Source organism: Hyphococcus formosus (assembly GCF_046736345.1).
GTDB lineage: Bacteria > Pseudomonadota > Alphaproteobacteria > Caulobacterales > Parvularculaceae > Hyphococcus > Hyphococcus formosus.
On record NZ_CP157210.1, the window covers coordinates 82,114 to 106,703 of the forward strand.

Consider the following 24,590-nt stretch of genomic DNA (forward strand, 5'->3'; position numbering starts at 1 on the left):
AGCGTTTGATTATGGTCGCCAAAATTGGTATATGGGATTGATATAGAACAACGCAACGCTGAACCGCGCCGCCTGAAATTCGGTGAGTTCGGCGGCATAATCGGGAGAAAATCCGTGAGCGAGAAACGCCTGTACCATACTGTGGCGGAGAAAATCCGAACGATGATCGAGGATGGTGCATTCCCGCCCGGAAGCCGGCTCCCGGGTGAGCGCGATCTTGCCGAGCAGTTAGGCGTAAGCCGGGTGACGATCCGCGAGGCCGAGATCGCCCTCGAAGCCGTGGGGCTGCTGGATATTCGAATTGGCTCTGGCGTTTATGTGCTGTCCGCGAAGGCGGGGCAGGGGCGAAGCTTGCCCGACGTTACGGCGTTCGAATTAACGGAGGCGCGCTCTGCGATTGAATCAGAAGCGGCGGCGCTTGCGGCGGTTACCATAACCGAAGAAGAGCTTGATAAGCTTGATGAAATTGTGACGGAGATGGAAGCGGAAAGTAAAGGGCAGGGTCCACTTTCTTCTGATGCCGACGAGCAGTTTCACCTTACAATTGCGCGAGCAACCAAGAATGAAGCAATGCTCGAAACGGTCGAGCGCTTGTGGCGTATCCGCTCGGAAAAAGAAGATATCAAGCAGGCCTATGATTCAATTTGCGGTATCACGCCGGAAATGCGCCTGGATGAGCATCGCCAGATTGCAGTCGCGCTCCGTGAGCGAAATCCCGAGAAATCACGCAAAGCCATGCGCAATCATTTCAAATGCATCATCGAAGCGATGCTGGATGCGGCCGAGGCCAAGGCGATTGACGATGCTCGCCGTCGTACCATGGAGAGCCGTGAGCGCTTCCTCTCAGGTACGCCTGCGCTGTCGTGAAGGTAGGCGCAGGGCCATGGCATTGGCTAATAGCGCCGATTTCTCCTGCATTTCTGATGTGCATACCAAAATAAAATACCATTTTTTAAAAATTGGACCATAGTAGCTATTGTCCAATTGCTCTTTCCGGCTTATGGTTTGTTCTAAGGCGTCCAAAGATGGCGCCAGAGCAATTCATTGGGAGGAGTTATGGGGCGATCTCACGTCGCATTCGGTGCCATAGCATTTGGTATTCTGGTCGGTGGTTTGCCGGCCCATGCAGAAGACTTTCTCGTGCAAAATCAGACCGCATATTTCGATGCGGTCAAGCAATTGAAACCGGGTGACCGTGTTGTACTCGCCAATGGTGTTTGGCGTGATTTTGAAATCGTTTTCAGCGGTACCGGCACGGAAGAAGAACCCATCTCCCTAACGGCGCAGACGCCAGGAAAAGTATTCATCAGTGGACAGTCTAATTTAAGGATTGGCGGAGAATATCTTGAGGTCTCAGGCCTTGTTTTTAAAGATGGCTATACTCCGACACGCGACGTTATTTCATTTCGCATTGATGCCGATCGGCTAGCCAATAACTCACGCGTTACGCAGGTCGTTATTGACAATTACAATCAGCCAGAAAGACATGAAGTCGATTTCTGGGTCATGATGTATGGCAAAAACAATCGCTTTGATCACAACCATATCGTTGGTAAGCGCAACAAAGGCGTTACCATGGCGGTTCGTTTAGATACTGAGCAAAGCCGGGAAAATTATCATCGTATTGATCACAATTATTTTGGCCCGCGCCAGATTTTGGGGTCCAATGGCGGCGAAACGCTTCGGATAGGAACGAGCCATAATTCACTTTCGAATTCCTACACGACGGTCGAAAACAACTACTTTGATCGTTGCGATGGCGAGCTCGAAATTATTTCCAATAAGTCTGGAAATAACGCCTTCAAGAATAACACTTTTTACAAGTCTCGTGGCACGCTGACGATGCGACATGGGAATGATAACCTCATCGAAGGGAATGTGTTTTTCGGTGAAGGTGCCGATCATACCGGCGGGATTCGCGTCATTAATGCCGGCCAGACAGTGCGCAATAATTATATGGAAGGCCTGAAAGGGTCTCGCTTCGGCGGGGCGCTTGTGGTGATGAACGGCGTGCCGAATTCGCCGATTAATCGGTATCATCAAGTTAAAGACGCGACGATCAACAACAATAGTTTGATCAATAGCGATAATATTCAGCTTGCGGCTGGAAGCGATGCCGAACGAAGCGCGGTGCCGATTGATAGTGAGTTCACGCAAAACCTTATTTATCATGCGCGCGGTAGGGATGTTTTCACCGTATATGACGATGTGTCAGGAATTTCGTTCGCCAAGAACGTCCTTGCGCCGATGACGCCGCCTGCATTCTCTGATGGATTCCGCAAAGAAGAAATCGCATTGGAACGTGCAGAAAATGGTCTTCTATACCCCGCGGATGGTCGCGATGTCGGTGTGTCGCGTGACCTTAAAGTGACGAGGAAAGATGAGACCGGCGTTTCCTGGTATCCGAAAACGGAACCGATTGTGGAATTTGGCTCCGGCAAGACGCACAAAGTATCGTCAAAACCGGGGGCGCTGATTGCCGCTGTTAACGAAGCTGCGCCGGGCGATGTTCTTGAATTGAAATCGGGCGAATACGTTATCAGTAAATTTGTAAAGCTCGATAAAACCCTCACGATAAAGGGGAAGGGCAAAGTCAATATATCGTATGAGCGGTCGGCGCTTTTCGAAATTCTTGATGGCGGAAGTCTGCGCCTTTCGGGGGTGAGTATTTCCGGAAAAGATGCGCCAGATAATGCCGGCAATGCGGTAATTCGAACCAGCCCCTATTCGATGCTTCAAAACTACCGGTTAGAGATTGTAGATACGAAGTTTAGCGATCTGGATGTCAATCATTCGTTCAACGTCATATCAGTCGCAAAAAATACGTTTGCTGATAATATTTTGATTGAGAAATCTCAGTTTAAGGATGTTACCGGCGCAATTCTAAAGCTCGATAAGGAAATCGATGATTACGGCATTTACAATGCCGAATACCTAACGATTTCAGATTCGAAATTTGAGAATGTACAAGGGGCGTTGGTTGATTTTTATCGCGGCGGAACTGACGAAAGTACTTTTGGGCCTCATTTTTCGCTTACAGATTCTCGCCTTAAGAATGTGGGTGGCGGAAAAAGAAATAAATCAAAATCGTCAGTCCACCTTCACGGTGTTCAAGTTGCGAATATAACCGGGAATACTTTCGAAGACAGCGCACCGTTTTTGATAAACCACACTGTGGGTGAGCCGAAAACCCGCATCATCGACAACGAATTTATCAATACGCCGCTACCGAATGTCTTTGAACTTAATAGCGGGCTTGCACCTACTGCCATCATAGAAAAAAATCGGACTAAAGAATAATGAAGCAGGTTTCATATATTTCTCTATCCGTGCTGGCAGTAGCTATCGTCGCTTGTGAGCGCTCGAGTGAAGCTGACGCTCAGCTAAATACGCATGTTGTCGCTGCGAGTGATAGCGCGATATCGTTTTCTGATACTGTTCGGAAGTTGGCAGAAAAGATCGATGCGCAATTGGGTGACCAGATTGTTGTGCCAATGCCGAAAGATGCGGGTGGCGGCTATACCCATGAGCAACATAAACGAAACGCGAAAACGATTTATGAGGCCGGAAAATTATACGAATTTACCGGCGATGATCGTTATGCAAAACACGTAGAAAAGCTGCTACTCGCCTATGCAGATATGTATCCGAGCCTCGATTTGCATCCGGCGAAGAAGGAGCAGTCACCCGGCCGCCTGTTTTGGCAAAATCTCAACGAGAGCTGGTGGCTCGTATATACTATCCAGGGATATGATAGCGTGAAAGAAACGCTGAGTGCGGACGCGCGCGAGAAAATCGAAAACGATCTCTTGCGCGAGGTCTCGAAATTCCTGTCGCAAGGTTCGCCGGAAACCTTCAATAAAATTCACAATCACGGAACATGGGCGACCGCCGCCGTTGGCATGACCGGCTATGTGATTGGCGATAACGATCTTGTCGAGCAGGCTTTGCTAGGTCTCGATAAATCGGGCGATTATGGGTTCTTGAAGCAACTGGACGAGTTGTTTTCGCCCGATGGCTATTACAATGAGGGGCCGTATTATCAGCGTTATGCTTTGATGCCGTTTGTTCTGTTCGGACAGGCGATTGAGCAGAACGAACCTGAACGCGAGATATTCAACTATCGCGATGGCATTCTGATAAAGGCGATCTATGCGACTATCCAACAGAACTATGGGGGATTGTTCTTTCCGATCAATGACGCCATCAAAGATAAAGACATCGCCACTGTGGAGCTTCAATATGGCGTGGCGATTGCGTATGACTTGACCGGCGACCCCGGTCTTTTGGCGGTCGCAAAAGCACAAGGTCAGGTCGTGCCGACCAAGGGCGGTAAAAAGCTCGCCGATGCGATATCGCGCGGTAAGGCAGAGCCATTTGCATACACGCCGATGCGGCTACGCGATGGCGCATTAGGCGATCAGGGCGCGCTTGATATTTTGCGCGCATCAACTGATCCGAATGATCTGACCGTGGTAGCAAAGAACACTTCGCAGGGTCTCGGGCATGGTCATTTCGATAAGTTAGGGCTTCTTGTTTATGATGCGGGGCATGAGATCATTCGCGATTATGGTGCCGCCAGATTTGTGAATGTCGAAGCTAAATTCGGTGGGCATTACCTTCCGGAGAATAACAGCTTTGCCAAGCAGACAATTGCTCATAATGCGCTCGTTGTGGATGAGACCAGCCATTTCAATGGTAGCACCAATGAGGGCAATCAATATGCACCGGAATTAGGCGCGTTTTTCACCTCAGACAGCCTACAAGCCACGACCGCGGCGATTACGACGGTCTATGATGATGTGGAGCTGCGCCGGACCGTCGCCATGATTAAAGATGCGGCTTTCGCCAAACCGGTGATCGTTGATGTGGTCGAGGGGCTTTCAGATAGTCAGCATCAATATGATTTGCCTTTTTACTATAATGGTCAGCTAGTCGAGACGAATTTCGACATAGAGGCTGATCCCACATCACGCCGTCCCCTTGGCGGGGAAAACGGATATCAACATCTATGGCATGTTGGCGAAAGTGGCGTTGTCAATGACATGGCGCAAATCACTTGGCTGTTAGATAGAAAGTTTTATTCGGTAACGAGTTCTGTGCCCGAAAATACGAAGGTAATCGTCGCGGAAATCGGGGCCAATGATCCCAATTTCAATTTACGCCGTGAACCGGCTTTTATATTCCGTACGCAATCGGATGAAGGCGTTTCATTTGCTTCCGTAATCGAGCCGCATGGTGAGTACAATCCCACCGTTGAATATACGGTCAATAGTCATTCAACCGTGAAATCGGTGGACCACTACAAGTCGGATAGCGCTTCCGTCGTAATGATAGAATCTAAAGCTGGCCAAAAAGTGGGTCTCGGTATTGGCCGCGGCAGTGACGACACAATTGAACATTCCGTAATGGTCGATGGCGAGGCATTCGTCTGGACTGGCCCTTATAAAATTTTTCACTCACAAAACCATTTCGATGGAGGGAAATAGCAGTGCAAAGCCAAAAGAAAGAAACTGAATCAAAACTCCTTCACGAAAGTGCTGCATTTGTTTTGAAGTCGGAAGCACCGGTTGAAACGGTCGCGTCGGGTCTTAAGCGCCAGCTCTTAGGCTACAATGATGAGATCATGGCCGTGCGCGCTTTTTTCGAAGAGGGTGCGATCGGAGAGATGCATAAACATCCGCATAGCCAAGTTGCTTATGTGGAATCGGGAGAGTTTGAGGTCACCGTCGGCGACGAGACCAAAACCCTGATCGCGGGTGATAGCTTCTATGTGCGCCCGGAAACAATGCATGGTGCTGTTTGTAAAAAGGCGGGTGTGCTGATCGATATGTTTTCGCCAGTTCGCGCAGACTTTCTGGGTGAGGGTGATCAATCATGATGAAAGGCCGTTTACGCTGGTTTATCGTTAGCCTTGTCGCGCTTGCGACGATCATCAATTACATTGATCGTGGTGCGCTTGGTTTTTTATGGCCAGAAATTTCTAAAGATATCGGGCTGACGAAAACAGATTATGCGATCATCTTGAATGTCTTTACCTTTGCGTATGCGTTTGGGCAGACGCTTTTCGGGAAGATCTTTGACTGGGTCGGCACGCGCCTTGGCTTTATCCTTTCGATATCTGTTTGGTCAGCGGCGACGATGTTACATGCTGTTGCGTCCGGGCTTGGTAGTTTCGCAGTATTTCGCGGGATTCTTGGTGTGTCTGAGGCGGGGAACTGGCCGGGCGCTACGAAAGCCAATGCAGAGTGGTTTCCGATCCGTGAGCGGGCGCTCGCGCAGGGAATTTTCAATTCAGGGGCAGCGATTGGCGGTATAATTTCTGCACCAATCATTGCCTATCTCTTCGTGTTTCTTGATAGCTGGCGCGCGACTTTTATCGCGGTCGGTGCGCTTGGTTTTCTTTGGCTCATTCCGTGGTTGATACTTTATAAATCAGGCCCTGAGAGTCATCCGTGGCTTTCGGCCGAAGAACGCGACTATATTCTCACGGGTCAGCGAAACAAAGATACGGATGAAGTCGCTGAGTACGCGCCTACATCAGGTGAAATTCTATCGAGGAAAGAGAGCTGGGGCGTTATCCTTGCCTCGTTTTTCATTGATCCGATCTGGTGGTTGTTTGTTGGCTGGTTGCCGCTTTACCTATCCGAGACATATGGCTTTGGCGTAAAGGAAATCGGCCTTTATGCGTGGGTGCCATATGTCGGTGCCATGTTCGGCGCATGGTTCGGTGGATTGCTCGCGCAGAACCGAATTAAAGCCGGGTGGTCCGTCAATAAATCTCGGAAATTTGTCATTGGGCTTGGCGGCTTGATCATGCTCGTTTCCCTTTTGATGACAATGAAAGCGGCTTCGCCCCTATTCGCGGTGCTGTTAATGGCGGCTATTTTGTTTGGTTTCCAGACCTCCATTGGCAACATCCAAACACTACCGAGCGATTTCTACAGCGGAAAGTCAGTGGGTTCTCTCGCCGGGTTCGCGGGCACCGCGGCGAAACTCGCGGTTGTCGGGCTTAACTTCCTGATTCCGGTGATAACGATCAACAGCTACGCGCCAGCATTCGCCGTAGGGGCCGCGCTCGCGATCCTCAGTGTTCTATCCGTATGGATACTATGCGGAAATATCCATCCGCTGAAACCTCGAACCGCAAAAGTTGCGTAGTAATTAAGATAAGGATGATATTATGACGAAACCTGTGATTGGCTTTATTGGCCTTGGCCTGATGGGCGGTAACATGGTCGAGTGCCTACAGAAAAATGGCTATCAGCTGAATGTGATGGACCTCAATAAGGATGCTGTCGAAGCCGTCCTTGCGAGAGGCAATGCGAGCGAGGTCAAGTCCGGGCGTGAATTGGCCGAGGCAAGCGATGTTGTAATGCTATGTCTGACGACCTCAGAGGTCGTGGAAAAAATCGTTTACGGCGACGACGGCATTTTGGCGGGTATAAAAGAAGGTTCGGTATTGATCGACTTCGGAACGTCGATCCCGGCGTCAACGCGGAAGATCGGTGCGGACCTTGCCAAGAAAGGCGCGGGTATGATCGATGCGCCGCTGGGCCGAACGCCAGCGCATGCAAAAGATGGCCTGCTCAACATTATGGCCGCTGGCGATAAGGAAACCTTCGAGAAGGCAAAACCATTATTGGATGTGCTGGGCGAGAATGTTTTTTATCTCGGCGCATTGGGAGCCGGTCACACGACCAAGCTGATCAACAACTTTATGGGTATGACGACCGTGTGCGCCATGTCTCAGGCATTTGCAGTGGCGGATCGCGCAGGCGTCGATCGTCAACAACTTTTTGACATTATGTCGACGGGCCCATCCAGTTCGCCATTCATGCAGTTTTGTAAAAACTACGCAGTCGATGGCGTAAGTGACCTCGGGTTTTCTATCGCTAACGCGAACAAGGATTTGGGTTACTTCGTGAAGATGGTTGAAGATTTGGGTACGCGTGCGCTGATTGCTGAAGGGACGTCAACAAATCTTCAGGCCGCAGTCGATGCCGGTATGGGCGCGGGTAATGTGCCCGAGATTTTCGACTATTTCCGTAAATTGGATAAGTAGCGTTACATCACGCCCAGATAAATATAAGGGGCGGCATTGTTTTTTATAATGTCGTCTGAAATATCAGTATATGGATCAACACAAGCAGAATAACACGATTTACGCGATTGGTGAGTGCATGGTCGAATTTTCATGCACGCGCGATGACGAATATCGTCGTTCTTTCGCTGGTGATGTATTTAATACAGCTGTCTATTTAAGACGGCTGGCTCCCGCCAACTGCAATGTCGAGTTTGTGACTGCGGTTGGCGATGACGCTATTTCTTCTGCAATGATGTCCGCTTGGCGTGACGAAAAAATTGCAACGAACCATGTCGCCGTAATGCCCGGAAAATCGCCTGGGCTTTACGTCATTGAAACGGATGATGCGGGCGAGCGGCGATTTTCATATTGGCGCAGCCAATCAGCGGCACGGCAATTGACAGCCGCGCTTAAAAAAATTGACGATGACGCGCTATGTGACGGCGATTACATTTATTATTCCGGGATATCCCTTGCGATCCTTAGTGAGGATCGAAGGGCTTCGCTTTTTGAGTTTGTGAAACGGGCAAAATCAAAAGGCGTATTGATTGCATTTGATCCGAATTTCCGACCCGCGCTCTGGGAGTCTCATGCCGCAGCGGCTGAGACGACGATGAAAGCATATGGGTTGGCGGATATCGTTCTTACGGGCGCAGATGAGGAAGCGAGTTTGTTCGGCTGGGGGTCAGAGGCCTCAGAGCTGGGTGAATTGGAACGCATTGGCGTTCGAGAGGCAATCTTGAAAGCCGGTGATCGCGGTGTGTTTGGATCCAGCGGAGGCGAGCGATTTCATGTCCCGTTCAGCCCCGCAAAAGAAGTGGTAGATACAACCGCGGCAGGGGACTCTTTCGCCGGTGCATATCTTGCATTTCGGATACGTGGCCGCTCGCCAGAGGAAGCCGTTGCGCTTGCCGCGCGCGTCGCACGCATTGTTGTTTCTTCACGCGGTGCGATCATCGATCGTCAGACACTTCGTTCAACGATGAATGAAGATCCAATACTATCAAGTGAGATTGACTATGCAGATTAGCGAAATATTCCGTGCCGCGACCGTCATCCCGGTTATTGAGATTACGAAACTGGAACGCGCTGAAAAATTGGCCGAGATATTGTCGCAGGCAAAATTGCGGGTTGTTGAACTGACCTTGCGGACGCCCTGTGCGCTGGATGCGCTGGCGGTCATGAAGAAAACCGCGCCCGACCTTATCATTGGCATGGGCACCGTACGTACCGAGCATGATATTGAACGTTCCTTGGAGGGAGGGGCGTCCTTTCTCGTGAGCCCGGGTGCGACGCCAGCGTTGTTAGAAGCGCTAGGGCGGTCTGGTGCACCAGTTTTGCCGGGTGTAGCGACCGCAAGTGAGGCTATGGCAGCGGCGGATGCCGGGTTCAGGTCCCTTAAATTTTTCCCGGCGGAGCCGGCTGGTGGCCTCGCCTATCTGAAATCGCTCGTAGGGCCTTTGCCGGATATCGTATTTTGTCCCACCGGCGGTATCAGCGCTGAGCGGGTTTCGGATTATTTGTCATTGCCGAATGTCGGTTGTGTTGGCGGGTCGTGGGTCGCAACAAAACAAATGTTGATTGATGGCGACTGGGAGAAAATTTCCGGCAACGCCAAACGTGCTGCCGTAATGACGGGTTGATCCGTCGGCAACCTATGAAATTTCCCATCAAATCAGGCGAGGGTGGCTCTTCGGGGGCAGGTTGCGCGGGTAGATGAATAGGCCCGCGCAGCGTGAGGCCGTCACGGAACTGGCGTTAATTTTATTGAAAACCGAACAAATATGGTTTGTTACAGCGTAACAACATATTTCGGGTCGGCTAAAAAGTCAGTAATAACAATAGATTACCGCCTTCATTGAAATTTTCTGCGGCTAGATGTTTCGTTTTTCGAACTATCCTTTATAAGACGGCGGTCACCATCCATCCGTCGGATTGATCAGCTTTGATGCGTGCGAACGCCTCGCTGCGCTCCGACGCAAATAGGCCCGATTGACTTCCGGGCCATAGAAATTGGGGAATACTCTGTGAGACACTTATTAGGCGGCGCGTCTTTGATCGCCGTTTCTACAATCCTTTCGACTGCCGCTGTTGCGCAAGTTGATCAAATCGTTGTCACCGCGACCAAGCGGAGTGAGAACGCACAAGACATTCCGATTGCGGTTCAGGCGCTAGGCGAAAAATCACTCGACCAACTCGATGTCGATGTTTTTTCTGACTACCTGCAACAGCTACCGGGCGTAACTGCGGGGGGCAGTGGGCCAGGTCAGGGCACAATTTATATTCGCGGTGTTGCATCATCGACGCCGACTTTGACTGTTGCTGGTGTCTCTGGTTTGGCACCGAATGTTGCGCTCTATCTTGATGAGCAGCCGGTAACGCAGGTTGGCCGGAATCTTGATGTTTATGCGGTCGATCTGGAGCGGGTCGAAGTTCTTTCCGGCCCACAAGGCACGTTGTTCGGTTCTAGCTCTCAGGCTGGAACGATCCGCCTTATTACAAACAAGCCAAATCTTGACGGATTCGAAGCGACGCTTAGCGGCGGCGTGTCATTCACCGAAGGCGGTGAAATGTCGAACAAGGTTGAGGCAGTTGTTAATATTCCGGCTACTGATCGCTTGGCGTTCCGTGGTGTGATCTATTCAGATCAGCGTGGCGGATATATTGATAACGTTCCGGGAACACGGGATGCATCAGAGTCTGGACGTTTCCGTCCTGCTGGTACGGTACGCCGAAATGGCGTGGTGGTCGATTCCTCGCAGAATGGTTTCCAAGCGGGAGCCGATCTATCAGGCGTGAATTTCATCGAAGCGAATAACCTTGATCTTGTCGAAGAAAACTTCAATGACACAGATTATCTCGGTTTCCGCGTCGGTGCGCTTTATGAGGTCAACGATGACTGGCGCGTTTACGCAAATCACTCGCGTCAGCGTATCGAGTCCGATGGCGTATTTTTCTACGATCCGGAACTTCCTGATCCTGATCAGCTTTCCATTCAGCGTTTTTCCGATGACGAGCTTGATGATCGTTACGGCTCTACATCTTGGACGGTGGAAGGGCGCTTAGGCGCGCTTGAGGCGATTTATGCCGGTGCCTACCTTGACCGTAAAACACAACAAACGGTGGACTATTCTGACTATCTGTTCGTTGGTCAGTATCTGCCTTATTATATTTGCGATGGGTCGGTTAGCTACCCCGGTGCGTCTGCACCAAGTGGTAATTGCCAATCACCAGAGCTATTTGTGGCTTCGTTGACGAATACTTCGGTATTTACCCAAGAGCTTCGTTTTAATACGCCAAAAGATAAGCGTGTTTATGCAACCGTTGGTGCATATTATAGCGATCAAAAAATCGAAGAGCGGAATGACTTTACCTATCCAGGGTCAATCTTCGCTGAAAGCTTTACGCCGGGCGTATTTGGCTTCGCGCCAAACTACCCGTTACCGGGCGCGCTATCGACGGACCCGGGCCCATTCCCCGACGGCGTAATTTTCCGAAATGATATTACCCGTACGGATGAACAGATTGCCCTCTTTGGTGAGGCGACGTTTGAAGTCGTGCCAAACTACATATCGCTTACAGGTGGTATGCGCTGGTATGATATTCGCGTTGATCTGGAAGGGTCAGCGAATTCATCATTCGGCAATTTCGGCCAAACCGAAGATCAGCAGCAATTTGGCGCAAATCTTTCGACATTATTTGACGGCACAAATTCAGCCGTGATTAATGGTGAAACTGTTGCGTTGCCAGACAAAGCCAAAGCGGACGGGTTCATTTTCAAGGGTAATCTAACCTTCACCCCGACCGATGATCTATTGTTCTACTTCACCTATTCTGAAGGCTTCCGTCCGCCCCTTCTTAATCGTCCGGTTGGTGCTGGCGGTATTGTGCCGGGTGTCGTGGATACGGATGAACTGACCAATTATGAAATTGGTTGGAAGATGAGCCTGTTTGAAAACAGCCTTCAAATCAATGGTAATGCCTTCATCATGGATATTGATCGTTTGCAGACGACGATCTTTGATCCGAATATCGTGAACCTGTTCTTCTCAGATAATGCGGCAAACGCGCAGGTTAAGGGTATTGAAGGCGACGTCATCTGGGCCCCATACCAGGTTGAAGGCCTGACAATCGCCGGTGCTTTCTCTGTACTGGACACAGAGATCAAGGAAATCATTACTGCGACAACTGCAATTGCGCCGGCCGGGAGTGAACTGGCCCATGCGCCGGGTTTCCAAGGCAATATTCGGGCGCGTTACGAGTGGCCAGTCGGTGATGATATGATCGCCCATGTCATGCCTCAGGTGACCTATTCAGGTTCATCATGGAGCGATATCGTTCTTATCAACCGCGCAAAACAAGACGCTTATATGCTTGTGAATGTCTCTGCTGGTATCGAGAAGGATAACTGGAGCATTGATCTGTTTGCGGATAATCTCACGGATAAGCGTGCTGATCTAAATAACTTCTTTGGTTATGATCGTGAACGGATAACGATCAATCGACCACGGACATACGGAATGAGGGTGACTGTTAATTTCGATTAGCAGCCAAATTCTAAATCACGATCAAGAATAGGCACTCCGCGCGAGTGCCTATTCGTCATTCAGGTGTTATAAAGGCCCATGGTGGATAACGACCAGAATAGCTCTGATGTAATAATTACAGCCCAGAAAATGATCTCGCAGGGTCATTTTGATAAAGCTGATCAACTATTACGCACCTTTTTATCAGAGGCACCAAATCATGCGGATGCACTTTACATGAGTGCAGTTTGCGCCCGTTACATGCGGCGCTTTGATGATGCCGTCCAATTTCTTGATAAGCTCCAAAAGATATTGCCGGATTTCGGCCGTGGCTTGCAGGAGAGGGGCCACCTGTTTCGTGAGCAGGGTGAGTCCGAAAAAGCTTTGAACGCCTATGTTCGGGCGACGCAGGCTAATCCCGCATTGGAAGCAAGTTGGCGCGCGCAAAGCGAAATATTCGCGAAATTGGGTCGTCATGGCGAGGCGCAGAATGCGTCGCGGCAAGTTGAGCATTTACAGGGCCTACCGCGCGAATTAATTGGCGTCACGAATTTCGTCCATGAGGGTAAGCTTCTAAAGGCGGAAAATCTGTGTCGGTTTTTCTTGCAGCGAAACCCGCGTCACGTGGAAGGAATGCGGTTATTAGCGGATATAGGCATCCGCCTTGGCGTTCTTGATGAGGCTGATTTTCTTCTCGAAAGCGCGATTGAATTTGAACCGGAAAATATTCAACTCCGGCTTGATTATATACAGCTTTTACGGAAGCGGCAGAAATTTGAAGCCGCCCTTGCGCAAGCCAGATCGCTCTATGATCGCGATAAAAATAATCCGGTATTTATCTCGCAATATGCGATCGAGAACCTTCAGACTGGAAATATTGAAGAGGCGATAGATCTTTTTGACCGGGTGCTTGAAGTGTTGCCGAACGATCCGGCGACGCTGACATCCCGTGGCCATGCGCTCAAAACATGGGGTCAACAAGAAAAAGCAATTTCGTCCTACCGATTGGCGTATCGCGCAAAACCGGATCACGGAGACGCGTTTTATGGTCTTGCAAATCTGAAAACATATTCGTTTACGGATGAAGAGATCGCGCTCATGCAGGATGCAGAGGCATCGGACCAAACTGCGTTTCGCGACCGGATTCACCTATATTTTGCACTCGGAAAAGCGTTTGAAGACCGGAAGGAATATGAAGCATCTTTCTCATATTACGCCCGCGGGAATGAGCTAAAACGAATCAATAGCACCTATAGCGCTGACACGATGGCCGAGGAGCTGGAGAACCAGAAAAAGGTCTGCACCACAGCGCTATTTTCAAAATTCGAGGATGCGGGTCACAGTGCGCCTGATCCAATATTTATCGTTGGGCTACCCCGCGCTGGATCTACACTGTTGGAACAGATATTAGCGTCACACTCCCAAGTGGATGGTACATTGGAACTGCCCAATATTCTCTCTCTTTCGCAAAGTCTGCGGGGCAGAAATCATAATAGCGGCACTTATCCGGAAATTCTTGGCGAGCTTACGCCTGAGCGCCTCAAAGAGATGGGCGAAGAATATATCGAAGGCACACGGATCCACCGTCAGAATGCGCCCTATTTTGTCGATAAGATGCCGAATAATTTCCGCCATATCGGGTTGATCCATTTAATTTTGCCGAATGCCAAAATAATTGATGCGCGGCGCGAACCTATGGCCTGTTGCTTTAGCGGTTTTAAACAGCTGTTCGCGGAAGGGCAGGAATTTACATACGGTCTTGAACAGATTGGCCAATATTATCGAGGGTATGTGGAGTTGATGCGTCATTGGGACAGTGTTCTGCCCGGGAAAATATTACGTGTTCACCACGAAGATGTCGTTGATGATCTCGAAGGGCAGGTCAGGCGCATACTCGATTACTGTGATCTGCCATTTGAGCAAAACTGTCTTGAATATTACGCCACGGAACGTTCTGTCCGCACCGCGAGTTCGGAACAGGTACGCAGGCCGATTCAGCGATCTGGCCTGGCCCAGTGGAAGAATTTTGAACCTTATCTCGGCCCCTTGAAAGAAGCTTTGGGGCCAGTATTGACGGAGTATCGCGCGTGACGACGGAAACCGAAGAACTATTACCGGAGGAAATGGCACCGGCCGAGTCTGTTTACGACACAGACTATGAAACGGGTCAGGATAATATCGAAGTCCTCGGGCTCGATGTGCACAATCCTGTTTTCATCATCAGTGCGGTGTTGATTCTGGTATTTTCGGGGTCCGTTCTTATTTTCCCGGAAAGTGCGGGCGTAATTTTGAATGGCGCACGAGATTGGACGCTCGATACATTCGACTGGTTTTTCGTTCTCACGACAAACATCGTATTTCTATTCTGCCTTTATGTCTGGCTCTCACCATTCGGAAAAATCCGGATTGGCGGTGATGATGCGAAACCGGATTTTGGAATCCTCTCTTGGCTTTCCATGTTGTTCTCAGCGGGTGTTGGTATTGGACTGTTGTTTTATGGCGCGGCCGAACCGACGGCATATTATACCGAATGGTTTGGTAGCCCGTTGAATGTGCCGCCCCGCACGCCGGAAGCAGAACGCCTTGCCATGAGCGCGACTATATTCCATTGGGGCGTTACGCCTTGGGCGATTTATGCGGTGGTCGGAATGTCGCTCGCATTCTTCACGTTCAACAAAGGGCTTCCGTTGACTATTCGCTCGGCGTTTTATCCGCTTTTTGGCGAACGTGTTTGGGGCTGGCCCGGGCATATTGTTGATCTGTTGGCCGTGGTTGCAACGCTGTTCGGATTGGCAACGTCATTAGGATTAGGCGCAAAGCAAGCGGCGAGTGGTCTCGAATTTTTGTTCGGTATCGATAGCGGTTTAGGAACACAGATCGTGTTGATTTCCGGCATTACCGGAATGGCTATTATTTCGGTGGTGCGGGGGCTCGATGGCGGTGTAAGGCTGTTGAGTAATATCAATATCATTCTGGCGATATTGTTACTTCTATTCGTCCTGACCGTAGGCCCAACGCTCGCCATCATCAAAAGCTACGGCACAAATGCGTTTCACTACGTAATCGACAGCTTCCCGCTCAGCAATTGGGTCGGGCGTGAAGACAAAGAATGGTTCCATGGCTGGACGATTTTCTATTGGGCATGGTGGGTTTCCTGGTCGCCATTTGTCGGTAGTTTTATCGCGCGTATTTCGCGCGGACGGACCATTCGTGAATTCCTCACTGCTGTGATGATCATGCCAGTCATTGTTGCTGTTATTTGGTTCAGCACCTTTGGCGTCACCGCAATTGAGCAAGTCAAAAACGGCGTAGGGGAATTACCAGCGGGGATTTCCGAGGTATCGCTGGTCCTGTTCCAGATGCTTGAAAATCTGCCAATGCACGAAATTTCGTCTTTCGTCGCGATCGTTTTGTTGATGGTATTTTTCGTGACCTCATCGGATTCCGGTTCGCTGGTTATCGATAGCATCACCGCAGGCGGTAAATTGCATGCACCAATTCCGCAACGGGTGTTTTGGGCCACCATGGAAGGGCTCGTTGCGATTGTTCTGCTTGTGGGCGGTGGTTCAGCAGCGTTGACGTCATTGCAATCCGGTGCAATTGCAACCGGGTTGCTGTTTTCACTTGTTTTACTGGCCTGTTGCGTCAGCCTATATCTGGGGTTACGGGAGGAGAAGAATAGCACCTAGTTATTTTTCTTTCCTTGGGCAGCGTTATGGAAACGAACAATAGATTAGATCACGCTTTAATTGCGTTACGCCAGATTTTGCGCGCGACGGAAATAAGCTCACGTGCCTTGGCGAAGCAATGTAGCCTGACGCCATCGCAATTAATCCTGATGGAGGTCATTGCGAAGGGAGGGCCAGCGACGCCGACGGCGCTCGCACGTTCCGTTTCACTGAGCCAAGCGACAGTCTCGGCGTTACTTGATAAATTACAACAGCGTGGCTTGGTCATCCGTCGGCCCGATGCCTGTGATCGTCGACGGATTAGTGTTGCGTTGACCGACGAAGGCAACGCGATTTTAGAAAGCGCGCCAAGCATCCTTCAGCAGCGCTTTGAAAGTGGCTTTAATAAAATGGACGATTGGGAAAAGTCTTTCCTCGTCGCGGCGCTTGAACGGACGGCGATGTTGCTCGACGCGGATGAGCTAGACGCCGCACCGGTTCTTGATGTTGGCGCAATCGGTCAGCCGTCAAAATAATTGGCAACCTAGTGCGGGCGTAATGCACCGTGGTTTTCGATGAAATCCGTAATAGTTTTCACGCCTTCGCTTCTTAAGAGGTCGGTGAAAACAAATGGATTTTCGCCGCGTGAATTGCGGGCATCATTTTCCATCTCTGTGAGGTCAACACCCACATGCGGGGCCAGATCGGCTTTATTGATGATTAAAAGGTCGGATCTGGTAATTGCTGGGCCGCCCTTGCGCGGAATATCGCCGCCCTGACAAACGGAAATCACATATAAGGTCAGATCAACGAGCTGTGGCGAGAAAGTAGCGGCTAGATTGTCGCCGCCTGACTCGATGAAAATCACATCAAGGTCATTGTGGCGAGCATTTAACTCGTCAATCGCGCGCAAATTAATCGATGCGTCTTCACGAATTGCCGTATGCGGACAGCCGCCAGTTTCCACACCGTAAATTCGATCGGCGGAGAGTGCCTGCAAGCGCACAAGCGCCTCTGCATCCTCACGGGTGTAGATGTCGTTTGTAATCACACCGATTGAATATTGATCGCGTAAAGCCCGGCACAAAACGGAGGTCAATGTTGTTTTTCCGGTGCCGACCGGTCCGCCAATTCCAATGCGAAAGGGGCCGTTATTACTCATGATCGAAAAATCCTCGGTTCAGTCGTTTCATGTTTAAGGGTCAATAGATCAGCAAATAAAGTTGCTGTGCCTAGGTCATCTAGAGTGGCTGTTACTGCTTTATTCGCGGTCGAAATTTGTGTCTCTTCAAGAGAGGCCAAAATCTCGACGCCTTGGTGCTGGCCCAGATTGCCCATACGCATCGCCGCTTGCACAAGGTTACTTGTTTGGGCCTGCGCAAAGACCGGCATCAGCATATCAACCGGAATTTCCGATGCACGCGCCGTCATGCCGACCGCAATAGGCAACGGACAAGTTTCTTGTGGCTCTATTTTGTTTACCCACGGTGCGGCAGCTTTGATGAAGGCCGAGCCTTGTTCAATCGTCTCTGAAAAGCGTTCTTTGCTCGGCGCTAATGCGCATCCCAATTCGCATAGATCCGCAATTGTCTCATTTTGCCGATGGGCGGCAGCACATAGAATTAAATCATTCCAGATCGATCCCGCCGTAAGAGACCAACTAATCCAGGCTTGAAGATCGGATTGGGTTTTGATGACGCCGTCCGCATAGGCGGTTTCCAGCCCGCTGGAATAGCTAAACGCGCCAGTCGGAAAAGCGGGCGACAACCAGGTTGCCAACCGCACCAGAGCCGTAGAATTTGTGCATCGTTCAATTGTCATGAATGGGAATGGCTATGATGGTGGTCATAGGCACCGGTTTGCGGATCGAAAGGCGCTTCGACCTCAGTGACTTTTGCGCCGAGACCAATAACCATCTCTTTGATGACGTGGTCGCGGCGAATTAGAATTCGGTCTTCGAAAATTTGTGCTTGGAGGTGTCGGTTGCCCAACTGCCATGCCAGTGCGGCAAAGGATTGGCGGTCTGCGGTTGTCAATTCGTAAAGTGGCTCTGGTTTAGCGCGCACTTCAATAACCCGTCCGTCCTCAAGCTCGAGCCCTTGACCATGCCGGATTAACCGACTGGTGGGAAGGTCTAGCGTGAATGACATTCCGCTATCGGTATTGAATTGGAAACGCCGGCGCATACGCCCTTGTTCATCAAGCGTAATTGTATCGATCGCTTTAAAGGGTGGGGAGATGATTTTGATTGCGCGCATATCAGTACAGAAAATATCGTTGGGCCATGGGCACGATGTCCGCGGGCTCGCAGGTGATTAAGGTGCCGTCGCAACGGACTTCATAAGTTTCAGGATCGACTTCTATATCGGGCAGCGCGTCGTTCAGGACGAGATTCTTTTTGCCGATATTGCGTGTGTTTGAAACGGCGACGAATGATTTGGCAACATCCAGTTTGCTAGCTAGATCGTCATCAATTGCCGCTATCGAGACGAAAGTAACTGATGAATTCGTCAATGACTTTCCATACGCGCCAAACATCGGTCGCATATGAACAGGTTGCGGTGTTGGAATTGACGCATTCGGATCGCCCATTGGCGCGGCGGCGATGGTGCCGCCGATAATGATCATTTCGGGTTTTGTGCCAAAAAACGCCGGTGACCACATGACAAGATCAGCGCGCTTTCCAACCTCAATACTGCCAACATGGTCCGCAATACCATGCGCGATTGCCGGATTGATTGTGTATTTTGCAATGTAACGACGTGCACGAAGGTTATCATTATCACCTTTTTCGTCGGCGAGTGCGCCTCGCTGTCGTTTCATTTTATCCGCAGTCTGCCATGTTCGAATGATCATCTCTCCGACGCGGCCCATAGCTTGACTATCGGAGGCAATAATCGAGAACGCACCGAGGTCATGCAGAATATCCTCGGCCGCAATAGTTTCCTTTCGGATGCGGCTTTCCGCGAATGCAATATCTTCCGGAATTGATGGGTCGAGATGATGACATACCATCAACATATCCAGATGTTCATCAATCGTATTGATCGTATAGGGCCGTGTGGGGTTTGTTGAAGACGGTAGAATGTTTTCAAGGCCACAGACTTTTATAATGTCCGGGGCATGACCGCCGCCTGCGCCTTCGGTGTGAAATGCATGTATCGTTCGGCCCGCAATGGCGTCGATAGTGGATTCGACAAAACCAGACTCGTTTAGCGTGTCGGTATGGATCATTGTCTGAACGTCATATTGATCGGCGACGGACAAGCAGCAATCAATCGCCGCCGGGGTGGTTCCCCAATCCTCGTGAAGCTTAAGCGCAACAGCACCGGCCCGGATCATCTCTTCGAGCGCGGCAGGTTCCGACGCGTTTCCTTTCCCCGCGAAACCTAGATTCATGGGAAATGCATCGGCCGCTTCGATCATGCGGTGAATATGCCAAGGGCCGGGCGTGCAGGTTGTCGCAAGGGTTCCATGAGCGGGGCCTGTGCCGCCGCCGAGCATGGTCGTGATCCCGCTCATCAAGGCTTCTTCAATTTGTTGCGGACAAATAAAATGAATATGCGCGTCAATGCCGCCTGCGGTTATGATGCGCGTTTCGCCCGCTATGATTTCTGTACCGGGCCCTATGATAATATCGACGCCGGGCTGGGTATCCGGATTGCCTGCCTTGCCAATGGCAAAAATCAGTCCATCTTTTATACCAATATCAGCCTTATATATGCCTGTATGGTCGAGGATAAGCGCATTCGTAATGACCGTATCGACAGCGCCTTCATCGCGCGCAATCTGGCTTTGGCCCATGCCGTCACGAATAACTTTACCGCCACCAAATTTGACCTCCTCACCATACTGAGTGAAATCTTTTTCAACTTCTATGAATAGTTCGGTGTCTGCCAGCCGTACCTTGTCGCCGGTAGTTGGGCCAAACATATGCGCATAGGAACGGCGATCTATTTTCAGTGACATGTTACAGCGCTCCCATTACGCCTTTTCTAAATCCAATAACACGGCGCGAGCCTGCGAATGGAATGAGCGAAACATCGCGGCTTTGGCCCGGTTCGAACCGAACAGCGGTTCCTGCAGGTATATTCAGGCGCATACCGCGCGCTTTCTCGCGATCAAACGCCAGCGCCGGATTGGTTTCATTGAAATGATAATGGGATCCAACCTGAATGGGGCGGTCCCCGGTGTTCGAAACCTTTAGCGTGATTGGTTCTCTATCTGCATTCAACGTGATGTCGCCTTCGGCCGGTATGATTTCACCTGGAATCATTTTTTACGGCGTCCATGGGCGCGATGCGCGAATACTGCTGCACCGATCGCGAGAGCGGTGAGGCCAAGTAGGGCGACACCCGGATGCATATGGGGTATGGGTTCAGCGTGCGCAAATGCCGGTGTCGTCGATGCTGCTACCATCATTACCATAAGTGTACGCATCATTTTCTTTTTTCTCCTGATTATCTGATGGGATTATGTACGGTGACGAGTTTTACCCCGTCGGGGAATGTTGCCTCGACTTGAACTTCGGGAATCATTTCTGCGATCCCTTCCATGACCTGGTCGCGACGAATGACCTCGCCACCTTCTTTCATTAGAACGGCAACGGTTTTGCCGTCGCGCGCGCCCTCGATCACGAAATCTGTAATAAGGGCAATTGCTTCTGGGTGGTTAAGTTTTACACCGCGCTCTAATCTGCGCCGCGCAACCATCGCAGCGACGGAAATTAGCAGCTTGTCTTTCTCGCGGGGTAGTAAGTGCATTCGTGCAAACTCCTAGGTAAGCCATAAAGCGGGAGGGCGATCTTCGCCCGATAGTAAGGTCACAAGTGGCGTGAGAATTTTCCGTAATTGATAGCCGTCGCTTGCGGCGATCCGCGCACAAAACTTATCGCAATTGCCGATCGTCCACGCAGAACAGTGGGCAGAGAAAGTTCTTTCAGCGTTTATTTTCGATTGTAGCTGCGCAAAATGGTCGTGCAGATTCTCCCCAACAAATAGGAGTGTCGCAAAGGCCGTATGACTATTGGCGGTTGCTGCATTCTCAAACCAATTATTATGCGCTGTGTTTATTTTTATTTGTTCTGCGTGGATTAAATCGCCGCCAGAATAAATTCGCCACTTATCATCAAGCCGCGCGATGGGGCGCGTTTCGCCAAAGGCTTGTCGGCCTAAAATAAAGGCTTCTGTGATCAGTGCCCGAGCGCCGCTATGAACGTCAAGCGTCAGCGTCCGTTTAAGGTGGCTGTGATCGTAGAGAATTGTTTCCTGCGGCAGCCAATAGAGCTGCGCGTTTTTTTCGGCTGTCAGATGGATAGAAATTTCCGCAGCACCACCATTGCCGCGATAGATTTTTTCACAAGCTTGCGTGGATAGGGTTAACGACGAATCTTCTTGTGCGCGTGCCGTCCAGTTCAATTTGTCGCCGCTGGTCATGCCGCCGGCCGTATTAATCAAGATGCTCGATAGCGGTTCTTGCGCGAACTGCTGGGGGAAGCGAATTTTGGCAGCGCCATCCTGAGAAAGCTTGGCTATGGATGTTTTTACGCCCGTGTACTGAGCAAATAACTCACCGCTTCCATAAGTTCGCTCAAGTTTCGTATCGCACTGCATAATAAATCATAGGCGCGATTAATCGGGATCGGCAATTTTTTGATGCGGTATGACAAGAAATTGTGCGTTGAGAATAAAGGTTCCGGGGCCGCCTGGGATCACTGTAATACGCACTTGAAGTTTACCACCCCGGCTCAGGCGTGATCTACCTCAGGGTTGGAATAATCCGCTCAGGAGCTCGGAATTGCAGGTTTCTGCCTTGCGTTGGTCGGTAGATTGATGGGGCGATGGTGATGCCACGCGGTGCTAGTTCGTATGCGTCTGATCGCCTGTCCGGATTACGCACTGCGTGCCGTTTACCAAGTTCAATTTCGCATCTGCTGTACAATCCCATTGCCCTGACCGATAGAAGCTTGTATAACCGAACCAACTAAGGGAGTCGTGGCCGCGCGGGTAAAAAATGCCCGCGTGAGCTTTGGCCGCAACAAGGTGAGGGAATAAATGTCCAAACATATCAACACTCTACGTGCGATCATTGACGCCTGGGCGCGTCAGGACGTTGAAGGCCTAGTCAAGCATTTGCACGAGGATGTCACCTGGAACAATTCTGGCGGTTTTCGCAAGCCGCTAAAGGGCCGAGAAGCGATGCGCCGTGCGCTGGAGCGCATGAAAGACCAGATCGAAGAATCAAAATGGTGTCTTTATGGCTGGGCCGAGGTTGGTGATACGGTCTGGATGGAAGGGGCCGATGAGTTTATCCGCAAGGATGGCATCCGCATCGCCGTCCCTTACGCCGGTGTTCTCGAATTTGAAGGCGATGTGGTTAAGCATTGGCGCGAATATTTTGATGGGCGCCTGCAAGAGCAGCAGCTGGCAGGCGAGCCCGTATCCGAATATGTTGAGGCAATGTTAGACCGGCCAAAAGCCTAAAAGGTCCTGACATGAAAAATCTGAAAACCGATCCGAGCGTTGATTACCGGTCAGCGCCAGTCCGTGACGCAAAGCTTCTGCCCGTCGATCTTGAGGTTGAACGTAAGGACGACGGCTGTGTGTATGTTCAATCTCGTATCCCGCTAAGGGATTATGAAGCCAATATTCCGGCCGATTTCGCTAAGAAGGCTGAGGAAATGGGCGATGCTGCTGCGCTCGTAAAGCGTACCGCCATCGGGACCGGCGAATGGCAGGCTACCAGCTATCGGGAGTTAAAAAGTAACGTCGATGCGGCAGCGCAATGGCTGCTGGACAATGCGCCCAAGGGCCGTCCGTTGTTGTTGATGTCAGACAATACTCCTTCCTTTTCGGTCATAACCTTTGCGGCATGGTCGGCGGGAATTCCCGTCTGCCCCGTCAGTCTGGTCTATGGCGCATTGGGCGGTGATTTCGGGCGATTGAAACATGTCATAAGCAAAATCAAACCGGGCATAATATTTACCGAGAATACAAAAGCGACGGCTTCCGCGCTTGATGCCCTTGATCTTGGTGACGCTGTTATCGTTACCGGCGAACCAGATGGATTAGAAAAGCCGGCGGTTGCGTATCGTGATATATTAAAAACGGAACCGACCGATGCAGTGGCGCAATCAATTAATGCGCTGAAAGCGACGGACACCGCCGCTTATATGTTGACGTCAGGGTCGACCGGTTTGCCCAAGCTTGTTGTGATTACCTTCGACAATCTTGCGGCAAACAGCGCGCAATGCATGCAAACTGTCGGCGAGGCAGCCGGCTGGGATGATGTCATGCTCGACTGGTTGCCGTGGCATCACGCTGCTGGCGCGTTTGTCATGCGTGCGGTGCTCTTGGAGGGCGGTACGCTCTATATTGATGACGGCAAGCCAACGCCGGCACTTTTCAAAGAGTCGCTTCGGAACCTGCGCGAAATCCCGGTTTCCTACTATAATAACGTGCCTTTGGGATACGGAATGCTCGCCGACGCGATTGAGGCGGACCCAGAGCTTTCAAAAACGTTCTATTCGCGTATGCGCCTTATGCTTTATGGGGGCGCAGGTCTGTCGCAGCCGGTTTATGACCGTATTCAACAGGCTGCAGTTCGTGAGACCGGACACCGCATCATGTTTACGAGTGGTTACGGTGCAACCGAAACGGTTTCCGCATTCATGCTCATTCATTTTGAGACGGATGATGTTGGGATTGGCCTTCCGACGCCCGGCTCAAAAATAAAACTTGTTCCGCAAGGGGACCGTTATGAGCTACGTGTCAAAGGTCCGAATGTTACCGCTGGATATCTGGACGAGCCAGAGAAAACAGCAAGCGCCTTTGATGAAGAGGGCTATTATATTACCGGCGATCTCGCGGTATTTCATGATGAAGATAGACCCGAAAAGGGACTAGCCTTTGCGGGTCGCGCAGTTGAAGAATTCAAACTCTCTAGCGGGGGTTGGGTCTATGGCGGCGCGCTTCGTGACAAACTCCTGAAGGCGCTTGCGCCGGATGTTATGGACGTTGTTCTGTGTGACGAAAACCGCCCCTATCTGGCGATGTTATTATGGACTAACCGTGAGGTGTCGCCAGAAAGCCTGCGTGACCGTTTACGCGCGTTCAACGAGACCCAGCGCGGCGGCGCATCGCGCATCATGCGGGCGCTTGTATTGACTGACCCGCCTGATCCGAATGCGCATGAAATGTCTGATAAAGGGACGGTCAATCGCCGCGCTGTCATCGATCGCCGAACCGCCGATGTAGACAGGCTTTTCGCAGAGAAGCCAGACGAAGAAATCATTATTGTCGAGTGAGGAAT

At 50.7% G+C, this 24,590-nt stretch carries 22 protein-coding genes; 14 read left to right on the plus strand and 8 right to left on the minus strand.

Annotated elements, in window-relative coordinates; genetic code table 11:
* Positions 1 to 114: 114 nt before the first annotated feature.
* The 12 genes from ABFZ83_RS00365 to ABFZ83_RS00420 all read left to right on the plus strand — a co-directional run bounded on the left by ABFZ83_RS00365 (position 115) and on the right by ABFZ83_RS00420 (position 16,816).
* Positions 115 to 867: a FadR/GntR family transcriptional regulator gene (locus ABFZ83_RS00365; protein ID WP_411817449.1), complete on the plus strand. Its 753-nt coding sequence runs from the start codon at positions 115 to 117 to the stop codon at positions 865 to 867.
* A 189-nt stretch (positions 868 to 1,056) separates the two neighbouring features.
* Positions 1,057 to 3,300 (plus strand): chondroitinase-B domain-containing protein, encoded by a 2,244-nt coding sequence (locus ABFZ83_RS00370; RefSeq protein WP_411817450.1) that lies wholly within the window; start codon positions 1,057 to 1,059, stop codon positions 3,298 to 3,300.
* A complete protein-coding gene (locus tag ABFZ83_RS00375) occupies positions 3,300 to 5,489 on the plus strand; it encodes a heparinase II/III family protein (protein WP_411817451.1) in 2,190 nt (729 codons plus the stop codon). The genes ABFZ83_RS00370 and ABFZ83_RS00375 overlap by 1 nt, the downstream gene beginning before the upstream one ends.
* Before the next feature lie 2 nt (positions 5,490 to 5,491).
* Complete coding sequence (locus tag ABFZ83_RS00380) at positions 5,492 to 5,881, plus strand: cupin domain-containing protein (RefSeq protein WP_411817452.1); 390 nt, start codon at positions 5,492 to 5,494, stop codon at positions 5,879 to 5,881.
* On the plus strand, positions 5,878 to 7,161 hold the full coding sequence (locus ABFZ83_RS00385) for an MFS transporter (protein WP_411817453.1): 1,284 nt from the start codon (positions 5,878 to 5,880) through the stop codon (positions 7,159 to 7,161). The genes ABFZ83_RS00380 and ABFZ83_RS00385 overlap by 4 nt, the downstream gene beginning before the upstream one ends.
* A gap of 22 nt (positions 7,162 to 7,183) precedes the next feature.
* Positions 7,184 to 8,065, plus strand: coding sequence for an NAD(P)-dependent oxidoreductase (locus tag ABFZ83_RS00390; protein WP_411817454.1), 882 nt, complete (start codon positions 7,184 to 7,186; stop codon positions 8,063 to 8,065).
* A gap of 70 nt (positions 8,066 to 8,135) precedes the next feature.
* On the plus strand, positions 8,136 to 9,116 hold the full coding sequence (locus ABFZ83_RS00395; protein WP_411817455.1) for a sugar kinase: 981 nt from the start codon (positions 8,136 to 8,138) through the stop codon (positions 9,114 to 9,116).
* Positions 9,106 to 9,729, plus strand: coding sequence for a bifunctional 4-hydroxy-2-oxoglutarate aldolase/2-dehydro-3-deoxy-phosphogluconate aldolase (gene eda / locus ABFZ83_RS00400; protein ID WP_411817456.1), 624 nt, complete (start codon positions 9,106 to 9,108; stop codon positions 9,727 to 9,729). The genes ABFZ83_RS00395 and eda overlap by 11 nt, the downstream gene beginning before the upstream one ends.
* Positions 9,730 to 10,113: 384 nt before the next feature.
* Positions 10,114 to 12,633 (plus strand): TonB-dependent receptor, encoded by a 2,520-nt coding sequence (locus ABFZ83_RS00405; protein WP_411817457.1) that lies wholly within the window; start codon positions 10,114 to 10,116, stop codon positions 12,631 to 12,633.
* A 129-nt stretch (positions 12,634 to 12,762) separates the two neighbouring features.
* Positions 12,763 to 14,703 carry a sulfotransferase gene (locus ABFZ83_RS00410; protein WP_411817458.1) on the plus strand — a complete coding sequence of 647 codons (1,941 nt, stop codon included), beginning with the start codon at positions 12,763 to 12,765 and terminating at the stop codon, positions 14,701 to 14,703.
* A gap of 32 nt (positions 14,704 to 14,735) precedes the next feature.
* Positions 14,736 to 16,301, plus strand: a complete 1,566-nt coding sequence (locus ABFZ83_RS00415) for a BCCT family transporter (protein ID WP_411818851.1) — start codon at positions 14,736 to 14,738, stop codon at positions 16,299 to 16,301.
* Between the two features lie 26 nt (positions 16,302 to 16,327).
* Positions 16,328 to 16,816 (plus strand): MarR family winged helix-turn-helix transcriptional regulator, encoded by a 489-nt coding sequence (locus ABFZ83_RS00420; protein WP_411817459.1) that lies wholly within the window; start codon positions 16,328 to 16,330, stop codon positions 16,814 to 16,816.
* Between the two features lie 8 nt (positions 16,817 to 16,824).
* On the opposite strand, the gene ureG is transcribed toward ABFZ83_RS00420, so the two are convergent.
* The 8 genes from ureG to ABFZ83_RS00460 are packed head-to-tail and all read right to left on the minus strand — an operon-like array spanning position 16,825 to position 21,892.
* Positions 16,825 to 17,445 carry an urease accessory protein UreG gene (gene ureG, locus ABFZ83_RS00425; protein WP_411818852.1) on the minus strand — a complete coding sequence of 207 codons (621 nt, stop codon included), beginning with the start codon at positions 17,443 to 17,445 and terminating at the stop codon, positions 16,825 to 16,827.
* The gene (locus tag ABFZ83_RS00430) at positions 17,439 to 18,101 is read right to left on the minus strand and encodes an urease accessory protein UreF (RefSeq protein WP_411817460.1); all 663 of its coding nucleotides are present in this window, start codon (positions 18,099 to 18,101) and stop codon (positions 17,439 to 17,441) included. The genes ureG and ABFZ83_RS00430 overlap by 7 nt, the downstream gene beginning before the upstream one ends.
* Entirely contained in the window at positions 18,098 to 18,538 is a 441-nt protein-coding gene (locus ABFZ83_RS00435) for an urease accessory protein UreE (RefSeq protein WP_411817461.1), read from the minus strand. The genes ABFZ83_RS00430 and ABFZ83_RS00435 overlap by 4 nt, the downstream gene beginning before the upstream one ends.
* A gap of 1 nt (position 18,539) precedes the next feature.
* Positions 18,540 to 20,249, minus strand: coding sequence for an urease subunit alpha (ureC, locus tag ABFZ83_RS00440; RefSeq protein ID WP_411817462.1), 1,710 nt, complete (start codon positions 20,247 to 20,249; stop codon positions 18,540 to 18,542).
* A 1-nt stretch (position 20,250) separates the two neighbouring features.
* Positions 20,251 to 20,556, minus strand: coding sequence for an urease subunit beta (locus ABFZ83_RS00445; protein WP_411817463.1), 306 nt, complete (start codon positions 20,554 to 20,556; stop codon positions 20,251 to 20,253).
* Positions 20,553 to 20,723 carry a hypothetical protein gene (locus ABFZ83_RS00450; RefSeq protein ID WP_411817464.1) on the minus strand — a complete coding sequence of 57 codons (171 nt, stop codon included), beginning with the start codon at positions 20,721 to 20,723 and terminating at the stop codon, positions 20,553 to 20,555. Before ABFZ83_RS00450 ends, ABFZ83_RS00445 begins: the two co-directional genes overlap by 4 nt.
* Positions 20,724 to 20,740: 17 nt before the next feature.
* A complete protein-coding gene (locus ABFZ83_RS00455) occupies positions 20,741 to 21,043 on the minus strand; it encodes an urease subunit gamma (protein ID WP_411817465.1) in 303 nt (100 codons plus the stop codon).
* Positions 21,044 to 21,055: 12 nt separating this feature from the next.
* Positions 21,056 to 21,892, minus strand: coding sequence for an urease accessory protein UreD (locus ABFZ83_RS00460; RefSeq protein WP_411817466.1), 837 nt, complete (start codon positions 21,890 to 21,892; stop codon positions 21,056 to 21,058).
* A 441-nt stretch (positions 21,893 to 22,333) separates the two neighbouring features.
* Here ABFZ83_RS00460 and ABFZ83_RS00465 point away from each other — a divergent pair, with 441 nt between their 5' ends.
* Both ABFZ83_RS00465 and ABFZ83_RS00470 read left to right on the plus strand, forming a co-directional pair.
* On the plus strand, positions 22,334 to 22,762 hold the full coding sequence (locus tag ABFZ83_RS00465; protein ID WP_411817467.1) for a nuclear transport factor 2 family protein: 429 nt from the start codon (positions 22,334 to 22,336) through the stop codon (positions 22,760 to 22,762).
* 11 nt (positions 22,763 to 22,773) lie between these two features.
* On the plus strand, positions 22,774 to 24,585 hold the full coding sequence (locus tag ABFZ83_RS00470) for an AMP-binding protein (protein ID WP_411817468.1): 1,812 nt from the start codon (positions 22,774 to 22,776) through the stop codon (positions 24,583 to 24,585).
* Positions 24,586 to 24,590 lie beyond the last annotated feature (5 nt).

Excerpts from the sequence above, each read along its gene's own strand:
- ABFZ83_RS00410 (WP_411817458.1), top strand. The coding sequence starts at position 12,763 with ATGATCTCGCAGGGTCATTTTGATAAAGCTGATCAACTATTACGCACC.
- ABFZ83_RS00460 (WP_411817466.1), bottom strand. The coding sequence starts at position 21,892 with ATGCAGTGCGATACGAAACTTGAGCGAACTTATGGAAGCGGTGAGTTA.
- ABFZ83_RS00470 (WP_411817468.1), top strand. The coding sequence starts at position 22,774 with ATGAAAAATCTGAAAACCGATCCGAGCGTTGATTACCGGTCAGCGCCA.
- ureC (WP_411817462.1), bottom strand. The coding sequence starts at position 20,249 with ATGTCACTGAAAATAGATCGCCGTTCCTATGCGCATATGTTTGGCCCA.
- ABFZ83_RS00385 (WP_411817453.1), top strand. The coding sequence starts at position 5,878 with ATGATGAAAGGCCGTTTACGCTGGTTTATCGTTAGCCTTGTCGCGCTT.
- ABFZ83_RS00395 (WP_411817455.1), top strand. The coding sequence starts at position 8,136 with ATGGATCAACACAAGCAGAATAACACGATTTACGCGATTGGTGAGTGC.
- ABFZ83_RS00465 (WP_411817467.1), top strand. The coding sequence starts at position 22,334 with ATGTCCAAACATATCAACACTCTACGTGCGATCATTGACGCCTGGGCG.
- ABFZ83_RS00370 (WP_411817450.1), top strand. The coding sequence starts at position 1,057 with ATGGGGCGATCTCACGTCGCATTCGGTGCCATAGCATTTGGTATTCTG.
- ABFZ83_RS00435 (WP_411817461.1), bottom strand. The coding sequence starts at position 18,538 with ATGCGCGCAATCAAAATCATCTCCCCACCCTTTAAAGCGATCGATACA.
- ABFZ83_RS00450 (WP_411817464.1), bottom strand. The coding sequence starts at position 20,723 with ATGATGCGTACACTTATGGTAATGATGGTAGCAGCATCGACGACACCG.
- eda (WP_411817456.1), top strand. The coding sequence starts at position 9,106 with ATGCAGATTAGCGAAATATTCCGTGCCGCGACCGTCATCCCGGTTATT.
- ABFZ83_RS00375 (WP_411817451.1), top strand. The coding sequence starts at position 3,300 with ATGAAGCAGGTTTCATATATTTCTCTATCCGTGCTGGCAGTAGCTATC.
- ABFZ83_RS00420 (WP_411817459.1), top strand. The coding sequence starts at position 16,328 with ATGGAAACGAACAATAGATTAGATCACGCTTTAATTGCGTTACGCCAG.
- ABFZ83_RS00455 (WP_411817465.1), bottom strand. The coding sequence starts at position 21,043 with ATGCACTTACTACCCCGCGAGAAAGACAAGCTGCTAATTTCCGTCGCT.
- ABFZ83_RS00430 (WP_411817460.1), bottom strand. The coding sequence starts at position 18,101 with ATGACAATTGAACGATGCACAAATTCTACGGCTCTGGTGCGGTTGGCA.
- ABFZ83_RS00390 (WP_411817454.1), top strand. The coding sequence starts at position 7,184 with ATGACGAAACCTGTGATTGGCTTTATTGGCCTTGGCCTGATGGGCGGT.
- ABFZ83_RS00415 (WP_411818851.1), top strand. The coding sequence starts at position 14,736 with ATGGCACCGGCCGAGTCTGTTTACGACACAGACTATGAAACGGGTCAG.
- ABFZ83_RS00445 (WP_411817463.1), bottom strand. The coding sequence starts at position 20,556 with ATGATTCCAGGTGAAATCATACCGGCCGAAGGCGACATCACGTTGAAT.